8 protein-coding genes are annotated in these 20,166 nt (G+C 56.7%); all 8 read left to right on the forward strand.

What is annotated here, in order from left to right; translation table 11 throughout:
• Positions 1–81 precede the first annotated feature (81 nt).
• Complete coding sequence (locus P8T57_RS12345) at positions 82–14,319, forward strand: Ig-like domain-containing protein (protein WP_341363265.1); 14,238 nt, start codon at positions 82–84, stop codon at positions 14,317–14,319.
• A gap of 158 nt (positions 14,320–14,477) precedes the next feature.
• On the forward strand, positions 14,478–14,612 hold the full coding sequence (gene rpmH, locus P8T57_RS12350) for a 50S ribosomal protein L34 (RefSeq protein ID WP_007091264.1): 135 nt from the start codon (positions 14,478–14,480) through the stop codon (positions 14,610–14,612).
• 16 nt (positions 14,613–14,628) lie between these two features.
• Positions 14,629–15,075 carry a ribonuclease P protein component gene (gene rnpA / locus P8T57_RS12355; RefSeq protein ID WP_230729395.1) on the forward strand — a complete coding sequence of 149 codons (447 nt, stop codon included), beginning with the start codon at positions 14,629–14,631 and terminating at the stop codon, positions 15,073–15,075.
• The gene (gene yidD, locus P8T57_RS12360) at positions 15,072–15,374 is read left to right on the forward strand and encodes a membrane protein insertion efficiency factor YidD (protein ID WP_341363266.1); all 303 of its coding nucleotides are present in this window, start codon (positions 15,072–15,074) and stop codon (positions 15,372–15,374) included. The genes rnpA and yidD overlap by 4 nt, the downstream gene beginning before the upstream one ends.
• Positions 15,375–15,434: 60 nt before the next feature.
• Positions 15,435–17,150, forward strand: a complete 1,716-nt coding sequence (gene yidC, locus P8T57_RS12365) for a membrane protein insertase YidC (RefSeq protein ID WP_341363267.1) — start codon at positions 15,435–15,437, stop codon at positions 17,148–17,150.
• Positions 17,151–17,205: 55 nt separating this feature from the next.
• Positions 17,206–17,868, forward strand: a complete 663-nt coding sequence (yihA, locus tag P8T57_RS12370) for a ribosome biogenesis GTP-binding protein YihA/YsxC (RefSeq protein WP_007091260.1) — start codon at positions 17,206–17,208, stop codon at positions 17,866–17,868.
• 37 nt (positions 17,869–17,905) lie between these two features.
• The gene (gene argB, locus P8T57_RS12375) at positions 17,906–18,835 is read left to right on the forward strand and encodes an acetylglutamate kinase (protein WP_007091259.1); all 930 of its coding nucleotides are present in this window, start codon (positions 17,906–17,908) and stop codon (positions 18,833–18,835) included.
• A 153-nt stretch (positions 18,836–18,988) separates the two neighbouring features.
• The gene (locus P8T57_RS12380) at positions 18,989–20,014 is read left to right on the forward strand and encodes a GGDEF domain-containing protein (protein ID WP_341363268.1); all 1,026 of its coding nucleotides are present in this window, start codon (positions 18,989–18,991) and stop codon (positions 20,012–20,014) included.
• Positions 20,015–20,166: the final 152 nt, after the last annotated feature.

Genomic DNA, 20,166 nt, shown 5'->3' on the forward strand with positions numbered 1-20,166 from the left:
GGTAAAACAGAGGATTCTATACTTTTGTATAGAAATGCGGATCAGGGATTCCCGTCCCGCATTTCTCGGAGAATGGGCTAGATGGCGGACGATCCTCGCGACGCAGAAGACACTCGCAACGAACTGGGCGGAAACCGGGCAGATACCGGTACCGGCGGTGATGATCTTATGCGTGATGATCGCAGTGGCGATGATCCGGACGAGCATGTCGAACTGCATGGTGATCAGAATGGCGATGGCGGCATTCCCAACGAACAGTTGGGCAGTGTTCATTATGGCAATCAGGTCAATAACCCGCAGGGCGAAGACCAACGCCAGTTCCGCCAGCGCAACGCGGGAGATCAACGGGCCGAGGAAACAACCCAGGCCGACGCCACGGAAAAGCAGACTCTGGCCGAAGCCGAGCGCACCGAGCTCGAAAACAATATAGATACGGTTGGCGATGGTTCCGATTCTGCTGATGGCAGTTCTGGAAACGACCCGGTTTCCCTGCGGTCAAACGATGCAGGTGGTGCTGATAACCCGCAACCGGTTTCAACACCCGATACGACCATTGTGCCTGGCGCCCGCGAAGGCGGTGGTGGCCGCTCCGGTCAAAATATTGAAACTGATTTTGCGCCCCGGTCCGCACCGGCATCAGAGGCTGCTGTTGCGGCGGCTGATGTCAGTGCTGCGGCTTCCGCCGAACTGGACGAGGTTCTGGAACTCGAAACCCGGAACGAGGTGCCAAAAGTCGCCGACGCACCAAGCCTTTCTGCTACGGATGTTACCGGTGACGAAGACAGTGCGATCTCGCTTGATGTCTCTGCCGCTCTTCGTGATCTTGATGGCGGCGATGAAACCCTTTCGATCACGATTTCCGGCGTGCCTGATGGGGCGGTTTTATCGGCCGGTACGGATAACGGCGATGGCACATGGTCACTGACGCCAGACCAGCTCGCGGGCCTCACGATCACACCGGGGGGGAACTACAATGGCAGCTTTGATCTTTCGGTAACCGCAACCAGCACCGAGGCCAATGGCAGCACATCATCGACAAGCACAAGCTTCACGGTCGATGTCGAAGCCGTTGCCGATGGTGCAACGCTTGATGTCCGCGATGCCGCCGGTGCCGAAGACAGTGCGATTGCCCTCTCGATTGATACCGAACTGCTTGATGCGAACGAGGGCATCTCGATCACCATCTCAGGCGTTCCCGATGGTGCAACCCTGTCCGCCGGAACCGACAATGGTGACGGCACCTGGACCCTCGACGTCGCCGATCTCGACGGCTTGACAATCACGCCGGGCGAAAATTTCAGCGGCAGCTTCGACCTGACCGTATCTGTCTCGACAACTGACGGCACCGATAGCGCAGTCGTTGTCGAAGAGATTACGGTTGATGTTGCGGGGATCGCAGACGCGCCGACATTGGATGTGTCGGATGCGAGCGGGTCCGAAGACAATGCGATTGCACTCGACATTGATGCGGGCCTGACGGACAGCGGCGAAGTTCTGAGTGTTACGATCAGTGGCGTGCCAGAAGGTGCGATCTTGTCTGCGGGTACAGATAACGGCGATGGCAGTTGGACTCTAAGTCCCGATCAGCTCGCAGGCCTGACGATTACCCCGTCGGATGATTTCTCCGGCAGCTTCGAGCTTGGTGTGACGGCAACGTCTGCCGATGGCGAAGATATCGCGACCACAACGGGCAGTATTACGGTTGATGTCGCAGGTGTCGCCGATACGCCGACGTTGGATGTCTCTGACACCAGTGGTTCAGAAGATTCTGCCATTTCGCTTGATATTGATGCTGGTCTCACGGACTCCAGCGAAGTTCTCACCGTTACGATCAGCGGCGTGCCAGAAGGTGCGACGTTGTCTGCCGGTACCGACAATGGTGATGGTAGCTGGACTCTGAGTTCCGATCAGCTTGCAGGCCTGACGATCACGCCAGCAGATGATTTCTCCGGCAGCTTCGAGCTTGGTGTGACGGCAACGTCTGCCGATGGCGAAGATATCGCGACCACAACGGGCAGTATTACTGTTGATGTCGCAGGTGTCGCCGATGCGCCGACGTTGGATGTTACGGATGCATCTGGCAACGAAGATTCTGCGATTGCACTCGACATTGATGCAGGCCTGACGGACAGCGGTGAAGTTCTAACCGTTACGATCAGCGGCGTGCCAGAAGGTGCTACCTTGTCTGCAGGTACCGATAACGGTGATGGCAGTTGGACGCTGTCAGCAACCGACCTGAACGGCCTGACGATCACACCAGCGGACGATTTCAGCGGATCGTTTGACCTGATGGTCACCGCGCAATCTGCGGATGGTGATGATGTTGCGACCACAACAGGCAGCATTACGGTTGATGTTGCCGGTGTTGCCGATGCTCCGACGCTGGATGTCTCCGACGCCAGTGGTTTGGAAGATTCGGCCATTACGCTCGACATTGACGCAGGCCTGACGGACAGCTCCGAAGTTCTGAGTGTCACGATCAGCGGCGTACCAGAAGGCGCGACACTGTCTGCGGGCACCGATAACGGTGATGGCAGCTGGACGCTATCTGCTGCCGACCTGAATGGTCTGACGATTACACCAGCGGATGATTTTAGCGGATCGTTTGATCTGACAGTCACCGCGCAGTCGGCTGATGGCAGCGATATCGCCACCGCGACGGATACGATTACGGTTGGTGTCGCGGGTGTCGCCGATGCGCCGACTTTGGACGTCTCTGATGCCAGTGGTTCAGAAGATTCGGCGATTACGCTCGACATTGACGCAGGCCTGACGGACAGCGGTGAAGTTCTAACCGTTACGATCAGTGGCGTGCCAGAAGGTGCTGCCTTGTCGGCTGGTACGGACAACGGTGACGGGACCTGGACCTTGTCGGCGGCTGACCTGAACGGTCTGACGATCACGCCTGCGAATGACTTCAGTGGTTCGTTTGATTTGACGGTGACGGCGCAGTCGGCTGATGGTGACGATGTTGCGACGAGCAGCGGCACGATCACTGTTGATGTTGCCGGTGTGGCAGATGCGCCGACTTTGGACGTCTCTGATGCCAGTGGTTCAGAAGATTCGGCGATTACGCTCGACATTGACGCAGGCCTGACGGACAGCGGTGAAGTTCTAACCGTTACGATCAGTGGCGTGCCAGAAGGTGCCGCCTTGTCGGCTGGTACGGACAACGGTGACGGGACTTGGACCTTGTCGGCGGCTGACCTGAACGGTCTGACGATCACACCAGCGGATGATTTCAGCGGATCGTTTGATTTGACGGTGACGGCGCAGTCGGCTGATGGTGACGATGTTGCGACGAGCAGCGGCACGATCACTGTTGATGTTGCCGGTGTGGCAGATACGCCGACATTGGACGTTTCTGATGCCAGTGGTTCAGAAGATTCGGCGATTGCACTCGACATTGATGCAGGCCTGACGGACAGCGGTGAAGTTCTAACCGTTACGATCAGTGGTGTGCCAGAAGGTGCGGCCTTATCTGCCGGTACCGATAACGGTGATGGCAGCTGGACTCTAAGTCCCGATCAGCTTGCAGGCCTGACGATCACGCCAGCGGATGACTTCAGCGGGTCGTTTGATCTGACAGTCACCGCTCAATCTGCGGATGGCAGCGACATTGCGACAGCTACGGATACGATTACGGTTGATGTTGCCGGTGTCGCCGATACGCCGACGCTGGATGTCTCTGACACCAGTGGTTCAGAAGATTCTGCCATCGCGCTGGATATTGATGCTGGTCTCACGGACTCCAGCGAAGTTCTCACCGTTACGATCGGCGGCGTGCCAGAAGGTGCGACGTTGTCTGCCGGTACCGACAATGGTGATGGTAGCTGGACTCTGAGTTCCGATCAGCTTGCAGGCCTGACGATCACACCCGCGGATGATTTTAGCGGATCGTTTGACCTGACAGTCACCGCGCAATCTGCGGATGGCAGCGACATTGCGACAGCGACGGATACGATTACGGTTGACGTTACAGGTGTTGCTGACGCACCTACTTTGAACGTCTCTGACGCCAGTGGTTCAGAAGATTCTGCCATTTCGCTTGATATTGACGCGGGTCTGACGGATTCCAGCGAAGTGCTGACGGTGACCATCTCTGGTGTCCCGGAAGGGGCAACTTTGTCCGCGGGCACCGATAACGGTGACGGCACCTGGACTCTTGGTTCCGATCAACTCGCAGGCCTGACGATCACGCCAGCAGATGATTTCTCCGGCAGCTTCGAGCTTGGTGTGACCGCAACGTCGGCAGATGGTTCTGATGTAGCAACCACGACCGGTTCAATCACGGTTGATGTTGCCGGTGTGGCCGATGCACCGACGCTGGAAGTATCGGATGCTTCGGGTTACGAAGACCGGCCAATTGCGCTTGATCTTGACGCTGTCCTGACAGACGCCAGTGAAGTTCTCTCTGTCACCATCTCCGGTTTTCCGGATGGCGCAAGGCTCTCTGCCGGTACGAACAATGGTGACGGCAGCTGGACGCTGAGCCCGGATCAACTTGATGGCCTCAGAGTCAGGCCACCGTACAACTATAGTGGCGCGTTTGAGCTTGATGTAACGGCCCAGTCTGTGGACGGGTCGGATATTGCCACGACAAGCGGCTCAATCACGGTTGATGTCGAAGGCGTCGCAGACCGACCGACGCTTGATGTGTCGGATGCGCAGGGTCTTGAGGATACAGCGATTGCGCTCGATATTGATGCCGCGCTGACAGATTCCAGCGAGGTGTTGAGCGTCACCGTAAGCGGTGTGCCCGATGGTGCGGAACTGTCTGCCGGGATCGACAATGGTGATGGCACATGGACGTTGGATGCCGATGAGCTTGCAGGACTGACGATCACACCACCGGAAAACTTCAGTGGCGCGTTTGATCTTAAGGTGGTCGCACGATCCACAGATGGCGATTCTGTTGCATCAACATCCGATCCGGTGCGTCTTCTGACGCGCAGCGGCAACAGCACAATTACCGTTGAGGTGACCGGTGTCGCGGATGCTCCGACACTCGAAGTAAGTGATGCGTCTGGCAACGAGGACAATGTTATTGCCCTCGACATTGATGCCGGTCTGACGGATTCCAGCGAAACTCTGACGGTCACGATCTCTGGTGTTCCGAATGGTGCAACCCTGTCTGCGGGCACCGACAATGGTGATGGCACCTGGACGCTGGGCTCTGATCAGCTTGAAGGTTTGACGATCACCCCGGCGGATGACTTCAGCGGTTCGTTTGATCTGGGTGTGACGGCGACCTCTGCCGATGGTTCAGACGTTGCGACCACGACGGGTTCGATTACGGTTGATGTTGCCGGTGTTGCGGATGCACCGACGCTCGGCGTCAGTGATGCCAGCGGCAACGAAGACAGTGCCATTGCTTTGAATATTGACGCTGGTTTGGCTGATTCCACTGAAACGCTGACAATTACGATTAGCGGGGTCCCAGAAGGTGCGACGCTGTCGGTAGGTACTGACAACGGTGACGGTACATGGACACTGACAAGTGATGAACTGGAAGGTATCAGCGTTACACCACCGTCTGATTTCAGCGGTAGTTTTGACCTTGAAATTACTGCAAGTACGCAGGATGGCACCGATATCGCATCGGTTACCGACACCGTTATGGTGGACGTGGCCGGTGTGGCCGACGCGCCGACGCTTGATGTCAGTGACGCGTCTGGCAACGAGGACAATGGTATCGCCCTCGACATCGACGCCGCTCTTGCTGACAGCTCGGAGACTCTCACTGTCACCATTAGGGGCGTTCCGAATGGCGCGACCCTGTCGGCAGGGACCGATAATGGCGATGGGACCTGGACGCTGGGTTCGGATCAGCTTGACGGTCTGACGATTACGCCTGCGGATGACTTCAGTGGTTCGTTTGATCTTGATGTGACGGCGTCCTCTGCCGATGGTTCAGACGTTGCGACCACGACGGGTTCGATTACGGTTGATGTCGCTGGTGTTGCGGATGCGCCGACACTGGAAGTGTCTGACGCCTCTGGCGACGAAGACAGTGCGATTGCGCTCGATATTGACGCAGGCCTCACCGACAGCTCAGAAGTAATGACAGTGACCATCTCCGGTGTTCCGGATGGGGCAACCCTGTCTGCGGGCACCGATAACGGAGATGGCACCTGGACGTTGACCCCTGCACAGCTTGAAGCGCTTACGATCACACCATCGGAAAACTATTGGGGCAACTTTGAGCTGACCGTTACGGCCACATCGGTTGATGGTGAGGACAGTGCAAGCATCTCACAGGTGCTGCAGATCGAAGTGATTGACGATCCGAATGAGAGCGTGATTGGTACGGCCGGTTCTGATGAAATCACGACCGCTGAAGGTAATGATTATGTAGAAGCCCTGAGCGGCAACGATATTATCAATTCCGGTGCAGGTAATGATACCAACTATGGCGGCAGCGGCGATGACATTATTGATGCAGGCGAGGGTAATGATATCGTCTATGGCGGCAGCGGCCATGACATCATTGATGCCGGTCAGGGTAATGATACCGTCCATGGCGGCAGCGGACGTGACACGATCAGCGGCGGCGAGGGTGAGGATTATATCAATGCCGGTGGCTCGGATGACATTGTAACTGGCGGTGCCGGAGACGACACGATCTACGGTGGCAACGGTCGTGACACGGTTTCGGGCGGCGACGGCAGTGATTACATCAATGCCGGAAATTCTGATGACATCGTGGATGGCGGTGCAGGTAACGACACCGTTATTGGCGGCGGCGGCAAGGATACCCTTGATGGGGGTGACGGCACGGATACGCTTTATGGCGGTAGTTCCAACGACAGGCTGACAGGGTCGGGCGATGACAGGCTTTATGGCGAGGCCGGAAATGACGAGATCAATTACACCGTCGATCTGAGCGCAGAGGGAACCGGCATTGTCGATGGCGGTTCAAACACCGATACATTGAAGCTTTATCTGAGTTCGGATCAGCTTTCAGGCGAGGGTGTTCTTGAAGCATTGCAGGACCTCAAAGCCCATGTCGAAAGCGGTGAGGGCGGCAGCCTGATGCTTGACGCACTCGGGGTCGAGGTCAGCAATATCGAGAATCTCGAAATTTATGTCGATGGTGCGTCCTATAACCCGGCGGCAGAGGCTCCGGCACTGGATGTCGCTGATGCCACGGGTGCCGAGGATGGCGGCGCGATTGCCCTTGATATTGATGCGTCGCTTGGCGACGCAACCGAAATACTGGGCATCACCATTTCTGGTGTGCCCGAAGGTGCCACCCTGTCTGCCGGAACCGATAACGGAGACGGTAGCTGGACGCTGGAGGCCGCAGACCTTGAAGGTTTGACGATTACACCGGCCGATGATTACAGCGGTACATTCGATCTTACCGTTACGGCAACTTCAAGTGCTGGCGATGACAGTGCATCGACCAGCCAGGTCATCAATGTTGATGTCAGTGCAGTTGCAGATGCACCGACTTTGACCGTGTCGGATGCATCGGGCAGCGAAGACAGCGCGATTGGTCTGGATGTCGATGCGGGGCTGACAGATACCAGCGAAACGATGACCATCACCATCAGCGGTGTTCCCGATGGGGCCAGCCTGTCGGCCGGGACCAGTAACGGTGATGGCAGCTGGACATTGAGTGCTAGTGATCTTGAAGGTCTGAGCATCACCCCGAGCGGTGATTACAGCGGCAGCTTTGATCTGACCGTCACGGTAACATCGCAGGACGGCAACGACACGGCATCGATCAGCGATACCATTACGGTTGCTGTCGCCGGTGTCGCGGACAAGCCAGCACTGGATGTATCAAATGTATCCGGCACCGAAGACAGTGCCATTGCGCTCGATATCGATGCCGGCCTGACAGATGCATCTGAACTCCTGACCGTCACGATCAGTGGCGTTCCGGAAGGTGCCGCCTTGTCGGCAGGTACGGATAACGGCGATGGCAGCTGGACCTTGTCGGCGGCCGACCTGAACGGACTGACGATCACACCAGCGGATGATTTTAGCGGATCGTTCGATCTGACGGTGACCGCGCAGGCGGCTGATGGCAGCGATATCGCCACCGCGACGGATACGATTACGGTTGATGTCGCGGGTGTCGCCGATGCGCCGACTTTGGACGTCTCTGATGCCAGTGGTTCAGAAGATTCGGCCATTACGCTCGATATTGACGCAGGCCTGACGGACAGCTCCGAAGTTCTCACCGTTACGATTAGTGGCGTGCCAGAAGGTGCAACCTTGTCGGCAGGTACGGATAACGGCGATGGCAGCTGGACCTTGTCGACGGTCGACCTCAACGGTCTGTCGATTACCCCGGCGGAGGACTTTAGTGGTTCATTTGATCTGACGGTGACCGCGCAGGCGGCTGATGGCAGCGATATCGCCACCGCGACGGATACGATTACGGTTGATGTCGCCGGTGTCGCCGATACGCCGACGTTGGATGTCTCTGACACCAGTGGTTCAGAAGATTCTGCCATCGCGCTGGATATTGATGCTGGTCTCACGGACTCCAGCGAAGTTCTCACCGTTACGATCAGCGGCGTGCCAGAAGGTGCGAACCTGTCTGCGGGCACCGATAACGGTGATGGCAGCTGGACGCTATCTGCTGCCGACCTGAACGGTCTGACGATTACCCCGGCGGAGGACTTCAGCGGATCGCTTGACCTGACGGTCACCGCGCAATCTGCGGATGGTGAAGATGTTGCGACGAGCAGCGGCACGATCACTGTTGATGTCACGGGTGTCGCCGATGCGCCGACTTTGGGAGTCTCTGACGCCAGTGGTTCGGAAGATTCGGCGATTGCACTCGACATTGACGCAGGCCTGACGGACAGCTCCGAAGTTCTAAGTGTCACGATCAGCGGCGTGCCAGAGGGCGCGACCCTGTCAGCCGGTACCGATAACGGTGATGGCAGTTGGACTCTAAGTCCCGATCAGCTTGCAGGCCTGACGATCACGCCAGCTGATGATTTTAGCGGATCGTTTGATCTGATGGTGACGGCAACGTCTGCCGATGGCGAAGATATCGCGACCACAACAGACAGCATTACGGTTGATGTTGCCGGTGTCGCCGATGCGCCGACGCTGGAAGTCTCTGACACCAGTGGTTCAGAAGATTCGGCGATTACGCTCGACATTGACGCAGGCCTGACGGACAGCTCCGAAGTTCTGAGTGTCACGATCAGCGGCGTGCCAGAGGGCGCGACCTTGTCTGCCGGAACCAACAACGGCGATGGCAGCTGGACATTATCTGCTGCCGACCTGAATGGTTTGACGATCACACCAGCGGATGATTTTAGCGGATCGTTCGATCTGACGGTGACTGCGCAGTCAGCGGATGGCAGCGACATTGCGACAGCGACGGATACGATCACGGTTGACGTCACAGGTGTAGCAGATTTACCGACGCTTGATGCCGCAGATGCCTCTGGCTCCGAAGACAGCGCGATTGCTCTGGATATTGATGCCGGTCTGACGGACAGCTCCGAAGTTCTCACCGTTACGATTAGTGGCGTGCCAGAAGGTGCAACCTTGTCGGCAGGTACGGATAACGGCGATGGCAGCTGGACCTTGTCGACGGTCGACCTCAACGGTCTGTCGATTACCCCGGCGGAGGACTTTAGTGGTTCATTTGATCTGACGGTGACCGCGCAGTCTGCTGATGGCAGCGATATCGCCACCGCTACGGATACGATTACGGTTGATGTGGCGGGTGTCGCCGATGCGCCGACACTGGAAGTATCCGATGCAAGCGGATACGAAGACAGGACAATTGCGCTGGACATCGATGCGGGCGTAACGGATTCGAGCGAAGCCTTGATCGTTACCATTTCCGGCGTTCCGGATGGTGCAACCCTTTCGTCAGGCACGAACAATGGTGATGGAAGCTGGACTCTTGATGCTGGAGACCTGGATGGTCTCAGGATCCGTCCGGTTCACAACTATAGTGGTTCGTTTGATCTTGGTGTCACGGCACAATCTGCGGATGGAAGCGATATTGCCAGCGCAAGCGGCATCATCACAGTTGAGGTTGCGGGCGTTGCCGACAGGCCATTGCTTGATGTGTCTGATGCATCGGGCAATGAAGATTCAGCTATCGCTCTGGATATTGATGCATCGCTCACCGATGATAGCGAAGTTCTGACAGTTACGGTAAGCGGCGTTCCGGAGGGAGCCATCCTCTCGGCAGGCACCAATAATGGCGATGGCAGCTGGACGCTGGGGGCTGACGACCTTGAAGGTCTGACGATCACCCCGCCTGAAAACTTTAGCGGTTCTTTCGACCTTTCTGTTGTTGCCCGGTCCACAGACGGAGATTCTTCGGCATCGACATCAGACCCAATTCGGTTAACGCGCACCCCACATTTTGGAAGCAACACGATCACCGTAGAGGTCACGGGGGTTGCCGATGCCCCGACACTTGATGTTGCGGACGCCAGTGGCTCCGAAGGCAGCGCAATTGCACTCGACATTGATGCAGGTCTGACGGATAGCTCCGAAGTTCTGACCGTTACGATCAGCGGCGTGCCAGAGGGCGCGACCCTGTCAGCCGGTACCGATAACGGTGATGGCAGTTGGACTCTAAGTCCCGATCAGCTTGCAGGCCTGACGATTAACCCTTCGGATGATTTCTCCGGCAGCTTCGAGCTTGGTGTGACGGCAACGTCTGCGGATGGCAGTGACATTGCGACAGCGACGGATACGATCACGGTTGATGTTGCAGGCGTTGCCGATGCCCCGACATTGGGCGTTTCTGATGCCAGTGGTTCAGAAGACACGGCGATTACGCTCGATATTGACGCGGGTCTGACGGACAGCTCCGAAGTGCTGACGGTGACCATCTCCGGTGTTCCGGAAGGGGCAACTTTGTCCGCGGGCACCGATAACGGTGACGGCACCTGGACTCTTGGTTCCGATCAGCTTGCAGGCCTGACGATTACACCAGCGGATGACTTTAGCGGATCGTTTGATCTGGCGGTCACCGCGCAATCTGCGGATGGTGAAGATGTTGCGACGAGCAGCGGCACGATCACTGTTGATGTTGCAGGTATTGCCGATGTTCCGACGTTGGATGTCTCTGACGCCAGTGGTTCAGAAGATTCGGCGATTGCACTCGACATTGATGCAGGCCTGACGGACAGCTCCGAAGTTCTAACCGTTACGATCAGTGGCGTGCCAGAAGGTGCGAACCTTTCTGCCGGTACCGATAACGGTGACGGCAGCTGGACACTGTCGGCGGCTGACCTGAACGGTCTGACGATCACGCCAGCGGATGATTTTAGCGGATCGTTTGATCTGACGGTGACTGCGCAGTCGGCTGATGGTGACGATGTTGAGACCACAACAGGCAGCATTACGGTTGATGTTGCTGGTGTTGCCGATGCGCCGACGCTGGAAGTCTCTGACACCCGTGGTTCAGAAGATTCGGCGATTGCGCTCGACATTGACGCCGGTCTGAATGACAGCAGTGAAATCCTGACCATCACGATCTCTGGTGTTCCGGAAGGTGCGACCTTGTCTGCTGGAACAGATAACGGTGATGGCACATGGACGCTGGGTTCGGGCGATCTTGAAGGCCTGACGATCACGCCAGCGGATGACTTCAGCGGATCGCTTGACCTGACGGTCACCGCGCAGTCGGCTGATGGCAGCGATATCGCCACCGCGACGGATACGATTACGGTTGGTGTCGCGGGTGTCGCCGATGCGCCGACTTTGGACGTCTCTGATGCCAGTGGTTCAGAAGATTCGGCGATTACGCTCGACATTGACGCAGGCCTGACGGACAGCGGTGAAGTTCTGAGTGTCACGATCAGCGGCGTGCCAGAAGGTGCGACCTTGTCTGCCGGTACCGATAACGGTGATGGCAGTTGGACGCTGTCAGCAACCGACCTGAACGGCCTGACGATCACACCAGCGGACGATTTCAGCGGATCGTTTGACCTGATGGTCACCGCGCAATCTGCGGATGGTGAAGATGTTGCGACCACAACAGGCAGCATTACGGTTGATGTTGCCGGTGTTGCCGATGCTCCGACGCTGGATGTCTCCGACGCCAGTGGTTTGGAAGATTCGGCCATTACGCTCGACATTGACGCAGGCCTGACGGACAGCTCCGAAGTTCTGAGTGTCACGATCAGCGGCGTACCAGAAGGCGCGACCCTGTCTGCGGGCACCGATAACGGTGATGGCAGCTGGACGCTATCTGCTGCCGACCTGAATGGTCTGACGATTACACCAGCGGATGATTTTAGCGGATCGTTTGATCTGACAGTCACCGCTCAATCTGCGGATGGCAACGATGTTGCGACCACAACGGGCCGCATTACGGTTGATGTTGCAGATGTTGCCGATGCTCCGACGCTGGAAGTTTCGGATGCATCTGGTAACGAAGATTCGGCCATTGCGCTCGATATTGACGCAGGCCTGACGGACAGCTCCGAAGTTCTAACCGTTACGATCAGCGGCGTTCCGGATGGTGCAACCTTGTCGGCTGGAACCAATAATGGTGATGGCAGCTGGACGCTATCTGCTGCCGACCTGAACGGCCTGTCGATTACCCCGGCGGAGGACTTTAGTGGATCGTTTGATCTGACCGTCACCGCGCAGTCTGCGGATGGCAACGATGTTGCGACCACAACGGGCCGGATTACTGTTGATGTTGCCGGTGTGGCCGATGCGCCGACACTTGATATGTCTGATGCCAGTGGGGACGAGGGCAATGCTGTCGCGCTTGATATCGACGCAGGCCTGACGGACAGCAGTGAGACCCTGACGATTATCATCAGTGGTGTACCGGGCGGTGCGACCCTGTCTGCCGGGACCGATAACGGGAACGGTACCTGGACGCTGAGCCCGGCCCAGTTGAGTGGCCTGAGCCTGACGCCGGCAAGTGATTATTTCGGGACGTTCGAGCTGACGGTCTCGGCCCAGTCGCGTGATGGCAGCGATACCGCCACGACGACCGCGATCCTTCTGGTCACGATTGAGGAAGAAGCCGCCGATCCGAATGAAACCCGCTGGGGCACGGAAGCAGACGAGATGTTCCAGACCGGTTCCGGCAACGATACCATCGGCGCGGGTGGCGGTCATGACACCATCTGGACCAATGCGGGCAACGATACGATCTGGGCCGGGAACGGCAATGACGTCATTTATGCCGGTGACGGTGATGACAGCATCACCGGCGATGGTGGCAGCGATTATATTGATGCCGGTGCGGGCAATGACATCGTCCATGGTGGCGAGGGCACGAATACGATCTATGCCGGAGAAGGTAATGACTATGTCACCGGCGGCAGCGGCGATGATAAAATCCACGCCAGCGGTGGTGACAATATTGTCTATGCCGGAGAAGGTACGAACACCGTTCAGACCGGTGAGGGCAACGACACCATCTATACCGGTAGCGGTCGGGACACCATTGTTGGGGGTGATGGCAACAACATCGTCAATGCAGGTGAAGGCGATAACCGCATCTGGACCGGGGCCGGCAATGACACGATCAGTGTCGGAAGCGATGACGATTATATCGATGCCGGGGATGGCGACAACACGATCACGGGCGGCGAAGGCCGCAATACCATCCTTGGCGGCAGTGGCGATGACAGCATCACGACCGGCAGCGGTAAGGATACGGTCGCGTCTGGTGACGGCAATGATCGCATTGATGTTGGCGGCGGGGATAATACCGTATGGGGCGAGGGCGGCAACGACTCGATCCATGGCGGATACGGTGATGACACCTTCCTTGGCGGTGACGGTAACGACATCCTGAACGCGGACGGCGGATCGAACTATTTTGACGGCGGATCGGGCAACGATACGCTAACCACCGGCTGGGGGCGCGATACGCTGTATGGCGGATCGGGTGACGACACGATTGATGGCGGTGGCGACAAAGACCGTCTTTATGGTGACGATGGCAATGACACCCTGATTGGCGGTGCGGGGAAAGATACCCTGTCTGGTGGTGCCGGGAATGACATGCTGCTGGGCGGGGATGATGACGACACGCTGATTGGCGGCACCGGCGATGACCAGCTTTACGGTGGTGGCGGGTCGGATCTGTTTATTTTCAACATGGGTGACGGGGCGGACCATGTGGACGGTGGGGCCAATGGATGGACCACTGATACCATCGAATTGCATAGTGCCAATGGTGGCAATATCGATTCGAGTGACTGGACCCTGGTTCTGGATGAAGGCAGCATTACGAAATCGAAGCACAACTATATGGAACTATCCACCGATTCGTCGGGAACCATTGTGTTTTCTGATGGAACCGAGTTGACATTTTCCAATGTCGAACGTATCGAGTGGTGACGAAAAGACGATTTGGATGCCGTCGGGACGCAATCTCGGCGGCATTGTCGGTTTTCTGGGGGAACTCACCCTGTCGCGATTGACAGCCATGGTGTGAAGTCCTATACAGCGGACCTCGAATTTTATCGGATTACCTTTATTAGAACGGAGTAAGTGCAGTGAAGCGCACCTACCAGCCAAGCAAACTCGTACGGAAACGCCGCCACGGCTTCCGTTCCCGCAGCGCGACCGTCGGTGGCCGCCGTGTGCTTACCGCACGCCGCGCCAAGGGCCGCAAGCGTCTGTCGGCCTAATGTTGTGACCGTTTCGGTGGAACGCTTGAAAAAGCGCGCAGAGTTTCTTCGCGTCGCAGGCACCCGCCGGAAATGGGTTACACAAGGATTGATCCTTCAGGGCGCTCCGCGTCCCGGGATCAAACCGGACACAGAATACGCCGGTGAAGATCGACTTGCACGAGTCGGGTTTACCGTCACCAAAAAGGTGGGCAAGGCCGTCGTTCGCAATCGCGTTCGGCGGCGTTTGCGTGCTGTGGCGGACCAATTGATGGCGGATATGGCATTGCCCGGTTGGGATTATGTCGTGATCGGTCGTCAGCAGACCATTGACCGGGATTTTGAAAAACTGGTTGATGATATGCGGTTTGCCCTGCGGCGTATTCCGGATGCCAAACCTTCCGCCCCCGATAGCCAGCGCCCCCGCAAGGGACGTGGATCAAGGCCCGGTGGTGCGACGAAGGCAGGAGACTCTGCTAAATGAGTAACCTTCCCGGATCGAATGTGGGCCCCTTGGCGCGTCTTCTTCAAATCGCGGTTCGCGGCTACCAGCTCTTTTTATCGCCCTATATCGGGTGGTCCTGCAGATATCAGCCGACCTGTTCGGCTTATATGATCGAGGCACTTGCCCGCCATGGGGCAATAAAAGGCGGCTGGATGGGTTTTAAACGGATAATGCGTTGCCATCCATGGGGTGGTCATGGTTATGATCCCGTGCCCGGATGTGGCTGTGAACAAAACAAAGCGCCGTCGGAGGATGAACTCCGGTTAACGGCGCTTTAGTCATGTAAATAGAATACCGGTCAGGCGTCTTGCGCCGCCGGACGAAAGCGGAAAGAGGCGATGAACGAACAACGTAACCTGTGGATTGCGATTGCAGCTTCGGTCGCAATCCTTGTCGGGTTCCAATTCTTTTTCGCTCCCGAACCTGCGCCGCAGGATCGAGAAGCGCAAGTTCGCGAACAACTTGACGTCAATGGCAATACTGCACCGCAGTCTGCCTCGAACGTGCCCAGCGTACCAGGTGGTGCAGCACCGGCGGCTCCGGTCGTCAACCGCGACGCAGCACTTGCAAAAGCTCCGCGTATCAAGATTGAAACCCCGCGCGTCGAGGGTTCGATCCGTCTGGTTGGTGGCGTGATTGACGACATCCAGTTGCAGGATTACCGCGAGACCGAAGAACCGGACAGCCCGCTGATCCACGTTCTGAACCCGACCGGTAGCGACAATGCGTACTTTGCCGAATTCGGCTGGGTTGCCGCAGACAGGTCGGTCAGTGTTCCCAATAGCGACACCCAGTGGACGGCAAGCTCCAACGAGCTTACCCCGTCAAAACCGGTAACGCTGAGCTGGAACAACGGCAGCGGCCTGACCTTCAACCGCGAGATTTCGATCGACGACAATTATATGTTCTCGATCAAGCAGTCGGTGAAAAACGACAGCGGTTCGGACGTTACGCTGTATCCGTACGGCCTGATTTCGCGCAAGGGCAAGCCGACCACGGCAGGGTTCTATATCCTGCATGAAGGTCCGCTTGGTGTCATTGACGGCACCCTGACCGAAATCGATTATGATGATCTTGCCGAAGACGGTGCCGTGGAAAAGAAAACCACTGGCGGCTGGCTTGGCATTACCGACAAATACTGGCTGGTTGCGCTGGCACCGTCCTCGGACGAGGCCCTGACCACGCGTTTCAGCCACCATGTTGCCGAGAATTCCGACAAGTACCAGACGGATTATCTTGGTGCGGCCCGCAACGTTGCGGCCGGCTCGGAAGCCGCTTCGGAAACCCGTCTGTTTGCCGGTGCCAAGGAAGTGTCGCTTCTTGATCAGTATGCCAATGACTATGGTATTAAGAATTTCGACCTCGCGATTGATTTCGGCTGGTTCTACTTCCTGACCAAACCGTTCTTCCTGTTCCTGCAGTGGCTGAACCATCTGGTGGGCAACTTCGGCGTTTCCATCCTGATCTTCACGGTTCTGGTGAAGGCGGTGATGTTCCCGCTGGCCAACAAGTCGTACAAATCCATGAGTGCGATGAAGAAACTGCAGCCGCAAATCACCAAGATGCGTGAGCAGTTCAAGGATGACCGTCAGCGTCAGCAGCAGGAAATGATGGCGCTTTACAAGCGCGAGAAGATCAACCCGGCATCGGGTTGCCTGCCGATCGTCGTTCAGATTCCGGTGTTCTTCGCACTTTACAAGGTGCTGTTCGTGAACATCGAAATGCGCCACGCACCGTTCTTTGGCTGGATTCAGGACCTTTCGGCACCGGATCCAACCTCGCTGTTCAACCTGTTTGGTCTGATCCCGTGGGATCCGCCGCAGATGCTGATGATCGGTGTCTGGCCGCTGATCATGGGGATCACCATGTTCCTGCAGCAGAAACTGAACCCGGCACCGGCTGATCCGACGCAGGCCAAGATCATGATGTTCCTGCCGCTGATCTTTACCTTCATGCTGGCAAGCTTCCCGGCGGGTCTTGTGATCTACTGGGCATGGAACAACACGCTGTCGATCGCACAGCAGCGCTACATCATGTACAAGATGGGGGTTTGATCCCCCATCCTTCCCGCAGGGGCGTGTTACGCCCCGCGGGGCTCAAGGAACGACAATGACCGAAGAAAAATTGCCATCGGCAACTGCAATCCCGACATTTGAATCGGCTCAGATCGAAGCCGGGCGGAAACTGTTTTCCCGCCCGGTTACTTTCATGTTGGGGGTGGCGCAACTTGAACAGTTGCCCCCCGAAGACAAGATCGAAATCTGCCTTGCCGGGCGGTCCAATGTGGGAAAATCCAGCCTTTTTAATGCCATAACCGGTCGCAAGGATATGGCCCGGACGTCGAACACGCCCGGCCGGACCCAGCAGTTGAACTATTTCGATCTGGATGGGGCGCTTAATATCGTCGATCTGCCGGGCTATGGATTTGCCAAGGCCCCCAAGGATATCGTCGATACATGGCAGAATGTGATCAAGCAATATCTGCGCGGACGGGTCACGTTGCGGCGCGTGTTTGTTTTGATCGATTCCCGGCACGGCTTCATGAAAGCCGATCTTGAAATGATGAAGATGCTGGATGAAGCCGCCGTGTCTTATCAGATCGTTCTGACCAAGGCCGACAAGCTTAAAAAAGGCCAGATGGAAAAACGCATTCGCGAAGTGGTCGAAGCGGTGAAAAAACACCCTGCCGCCCTGTCGCAGCTTTTTGCGACATCAAGCGAAAAAGGCACCGGCCTTGAAGCGCTTCGCGCAGAAATCGCAACGCTGCTATAATCACCCGATAGCGCTCGTATAACATTGGGGAGAAGACATGAACGAAGAAGTCCGTTCTGAAGAAGAAAGCTCGGAATCCAACGCTTACCGGACATTGGCTCGCGCCAAGGTCCTGTCCGAGGCTCTTCCCTATATGCGACGCTATAACGGTCAGACGATCGTGGTTAAATATGGCGGGCATGCCATGGGGGACCCGGAACTGGCCCGCCTGTTTGCCCAGGATATGGTCCTGTTAAAGCAGGTCGGCATGAACCCGATTGTGGTTCATGGCGGCGGTCCGCAGATCGGCCAGATGCTCAAGGAACTTAACATTCAGTCCGAGTTTGTTGATGGCCTTCGCGTCACCGATCAGCAGACCATTGACGTTGTCGAAATGGTTCTGGCTGGCAAGATCAACAAGGAAATCGTTTCGAACATCAACCGGGCCGGGGGTGTCAGCGTTGGTCTGTGTGGCAAGGATGCCCATCTGATCAAGGCGCGCAAACTTCAACGCACCAAACGCGATCCCGAAAGCAATATCGAGAAGGTCCTTGATCTGGGCTTTGTCGGCGAACCGGTCGAGGTCAATCCGCATGTGCTTGATTGCTTCATCAATACCGACATTATTCCGGTAATTGCACCGATAGGGGTTGGTGAAGACGGTCAGACATACAATATCAATGCTGATACGGCTGCTGGTGCCATTGCACAGGCTGTCGGTGCCCGTCGCCTTTATATGCTGACTGATGTCAAAGGTATCCTTGATGCCGACAAGCAACTGGTGCGTGACGCGGATATCGACAGTATCAATGCAATGATTGCCGATGGCACGATCCAGGGCGGTATGATCCCGAAAACGGAAACCTGCATGGATGCAGTCCGCAATGGGGTCGAGGCCGCGGTAATCGTCGATGGTCGTGCACCGCATGCGGTCCTGCTTGAACTCTTCACCGAACGCGGGGCCGGTACAATGATCCGGAGCAGCTGATTTAAGTCCTTTCGGCTGTAGATCACCGAGTGATTACCATTATGGATGCGTGGCTGAGGCCCGCGGATTAGGCTAAGTTCCTTGCGAACAGGATGCCTCCGCGGGCTCAGGCTCTCTGAAATATGATGGGCAATCAACAGGTGGAGTACCGTTGTGACAGCGACGGATCATTATGTCTCGAAGCACTGGGATTATGCCAAGGCAACGCTGGATGCTTTGCGCGATCACGGGCTGCGTCCGACACCCGAACTTTACCATGTCTGGTTCGTTTATTACGCCGAGGAAAACCCGGAAATCCTCCGCGTGATTGATGCTGTCAAAGCAACCGGCGAGACGATTGGCGAAGAAACGCTGCTGCAACTTTACTACCGCTATATCTTTGACCGGCAGGCGGCTGATTTTCTTCAGCGCGGCATGGAAGATTTTTCCGATGTTGTCGAAAATAGCGATGCCAGCCTTTCCAGCACCCGCGACGAGCTACGTGTTTACAGCGATGTGCTGGGGAGGGCGGAAACATCCCTTAAAAGCGGTGAAAAGGCCGACGAAGTCATTCACAATGTGGTCCTGCATACCGGGCGGATGCAAACGACTGTCGAAAGCCTGCATGAACAGCTTGGCGACTATCTGAAGACAATCGCCCATCTGCAACGTGAACTGCATGAAACCCGCGAACGATCCTACACCGATGGCCTGACCCGTGTTTCCAACCGGATGCATTTCGAGGAAGTCCTGGCCAGTTGCTGCGTCGAGTTTGATAGCGGGAACATTGACGAACCATTTTGCGTGATGATGGTCGATCTTGATCAGTTCAAGGCGGTGAACGACAAATACGGTCACCGGATCGGCGATGAAATCCTTGTTCTGATCGCGTCCATGATCAAAGCCAATACCAAGGGGCGGGATCTGGTGGCGCGCTATGGCGGGGACGAGTTTGCAATCCTGCTGCCACAAACACCGCTCAGGGATGCGATGATGCTGGCCGATGATATGAGCAAGCGCATTGCCGCCCGCGAGGTGCGCGCCAAATCAAGCGGGACGTCATTCGGTCACATGACCGTTTCGGTCGGTGTGGCCGAATATGTTAAGGGCGAAGGGGCCGCCAAGGTCGTTGATCGCGCGGATAGTGCGCTCTATCGGGCCAAGAGGGATGGCCGCAATCGCAATTTTGCCGCCGAATAGAATTCCGTCCGTGCTTGATGCATGTGTGCCATGAACCGGCCAGACTTGCATTAAAACTGCTAAAAGCGTATGTAACCAGCGCCCGGCAAGGCGATTGAGCTTGCCGGACTTTCCGTACTGGCAGCAGGCAAATCATTGGCTGGCGCCGACGG

Origin of the sequence: Thalassospira sp. SN3W (assembly GCF_038070535.1) — a bacterium.
Classification (GTDB): Bacteria; Pseudomonadota; Alphaproteobacteria; order Rhodospirillales; family Thalassospiraceae; genus Thalassospira; species Thalassospira xiamenensis.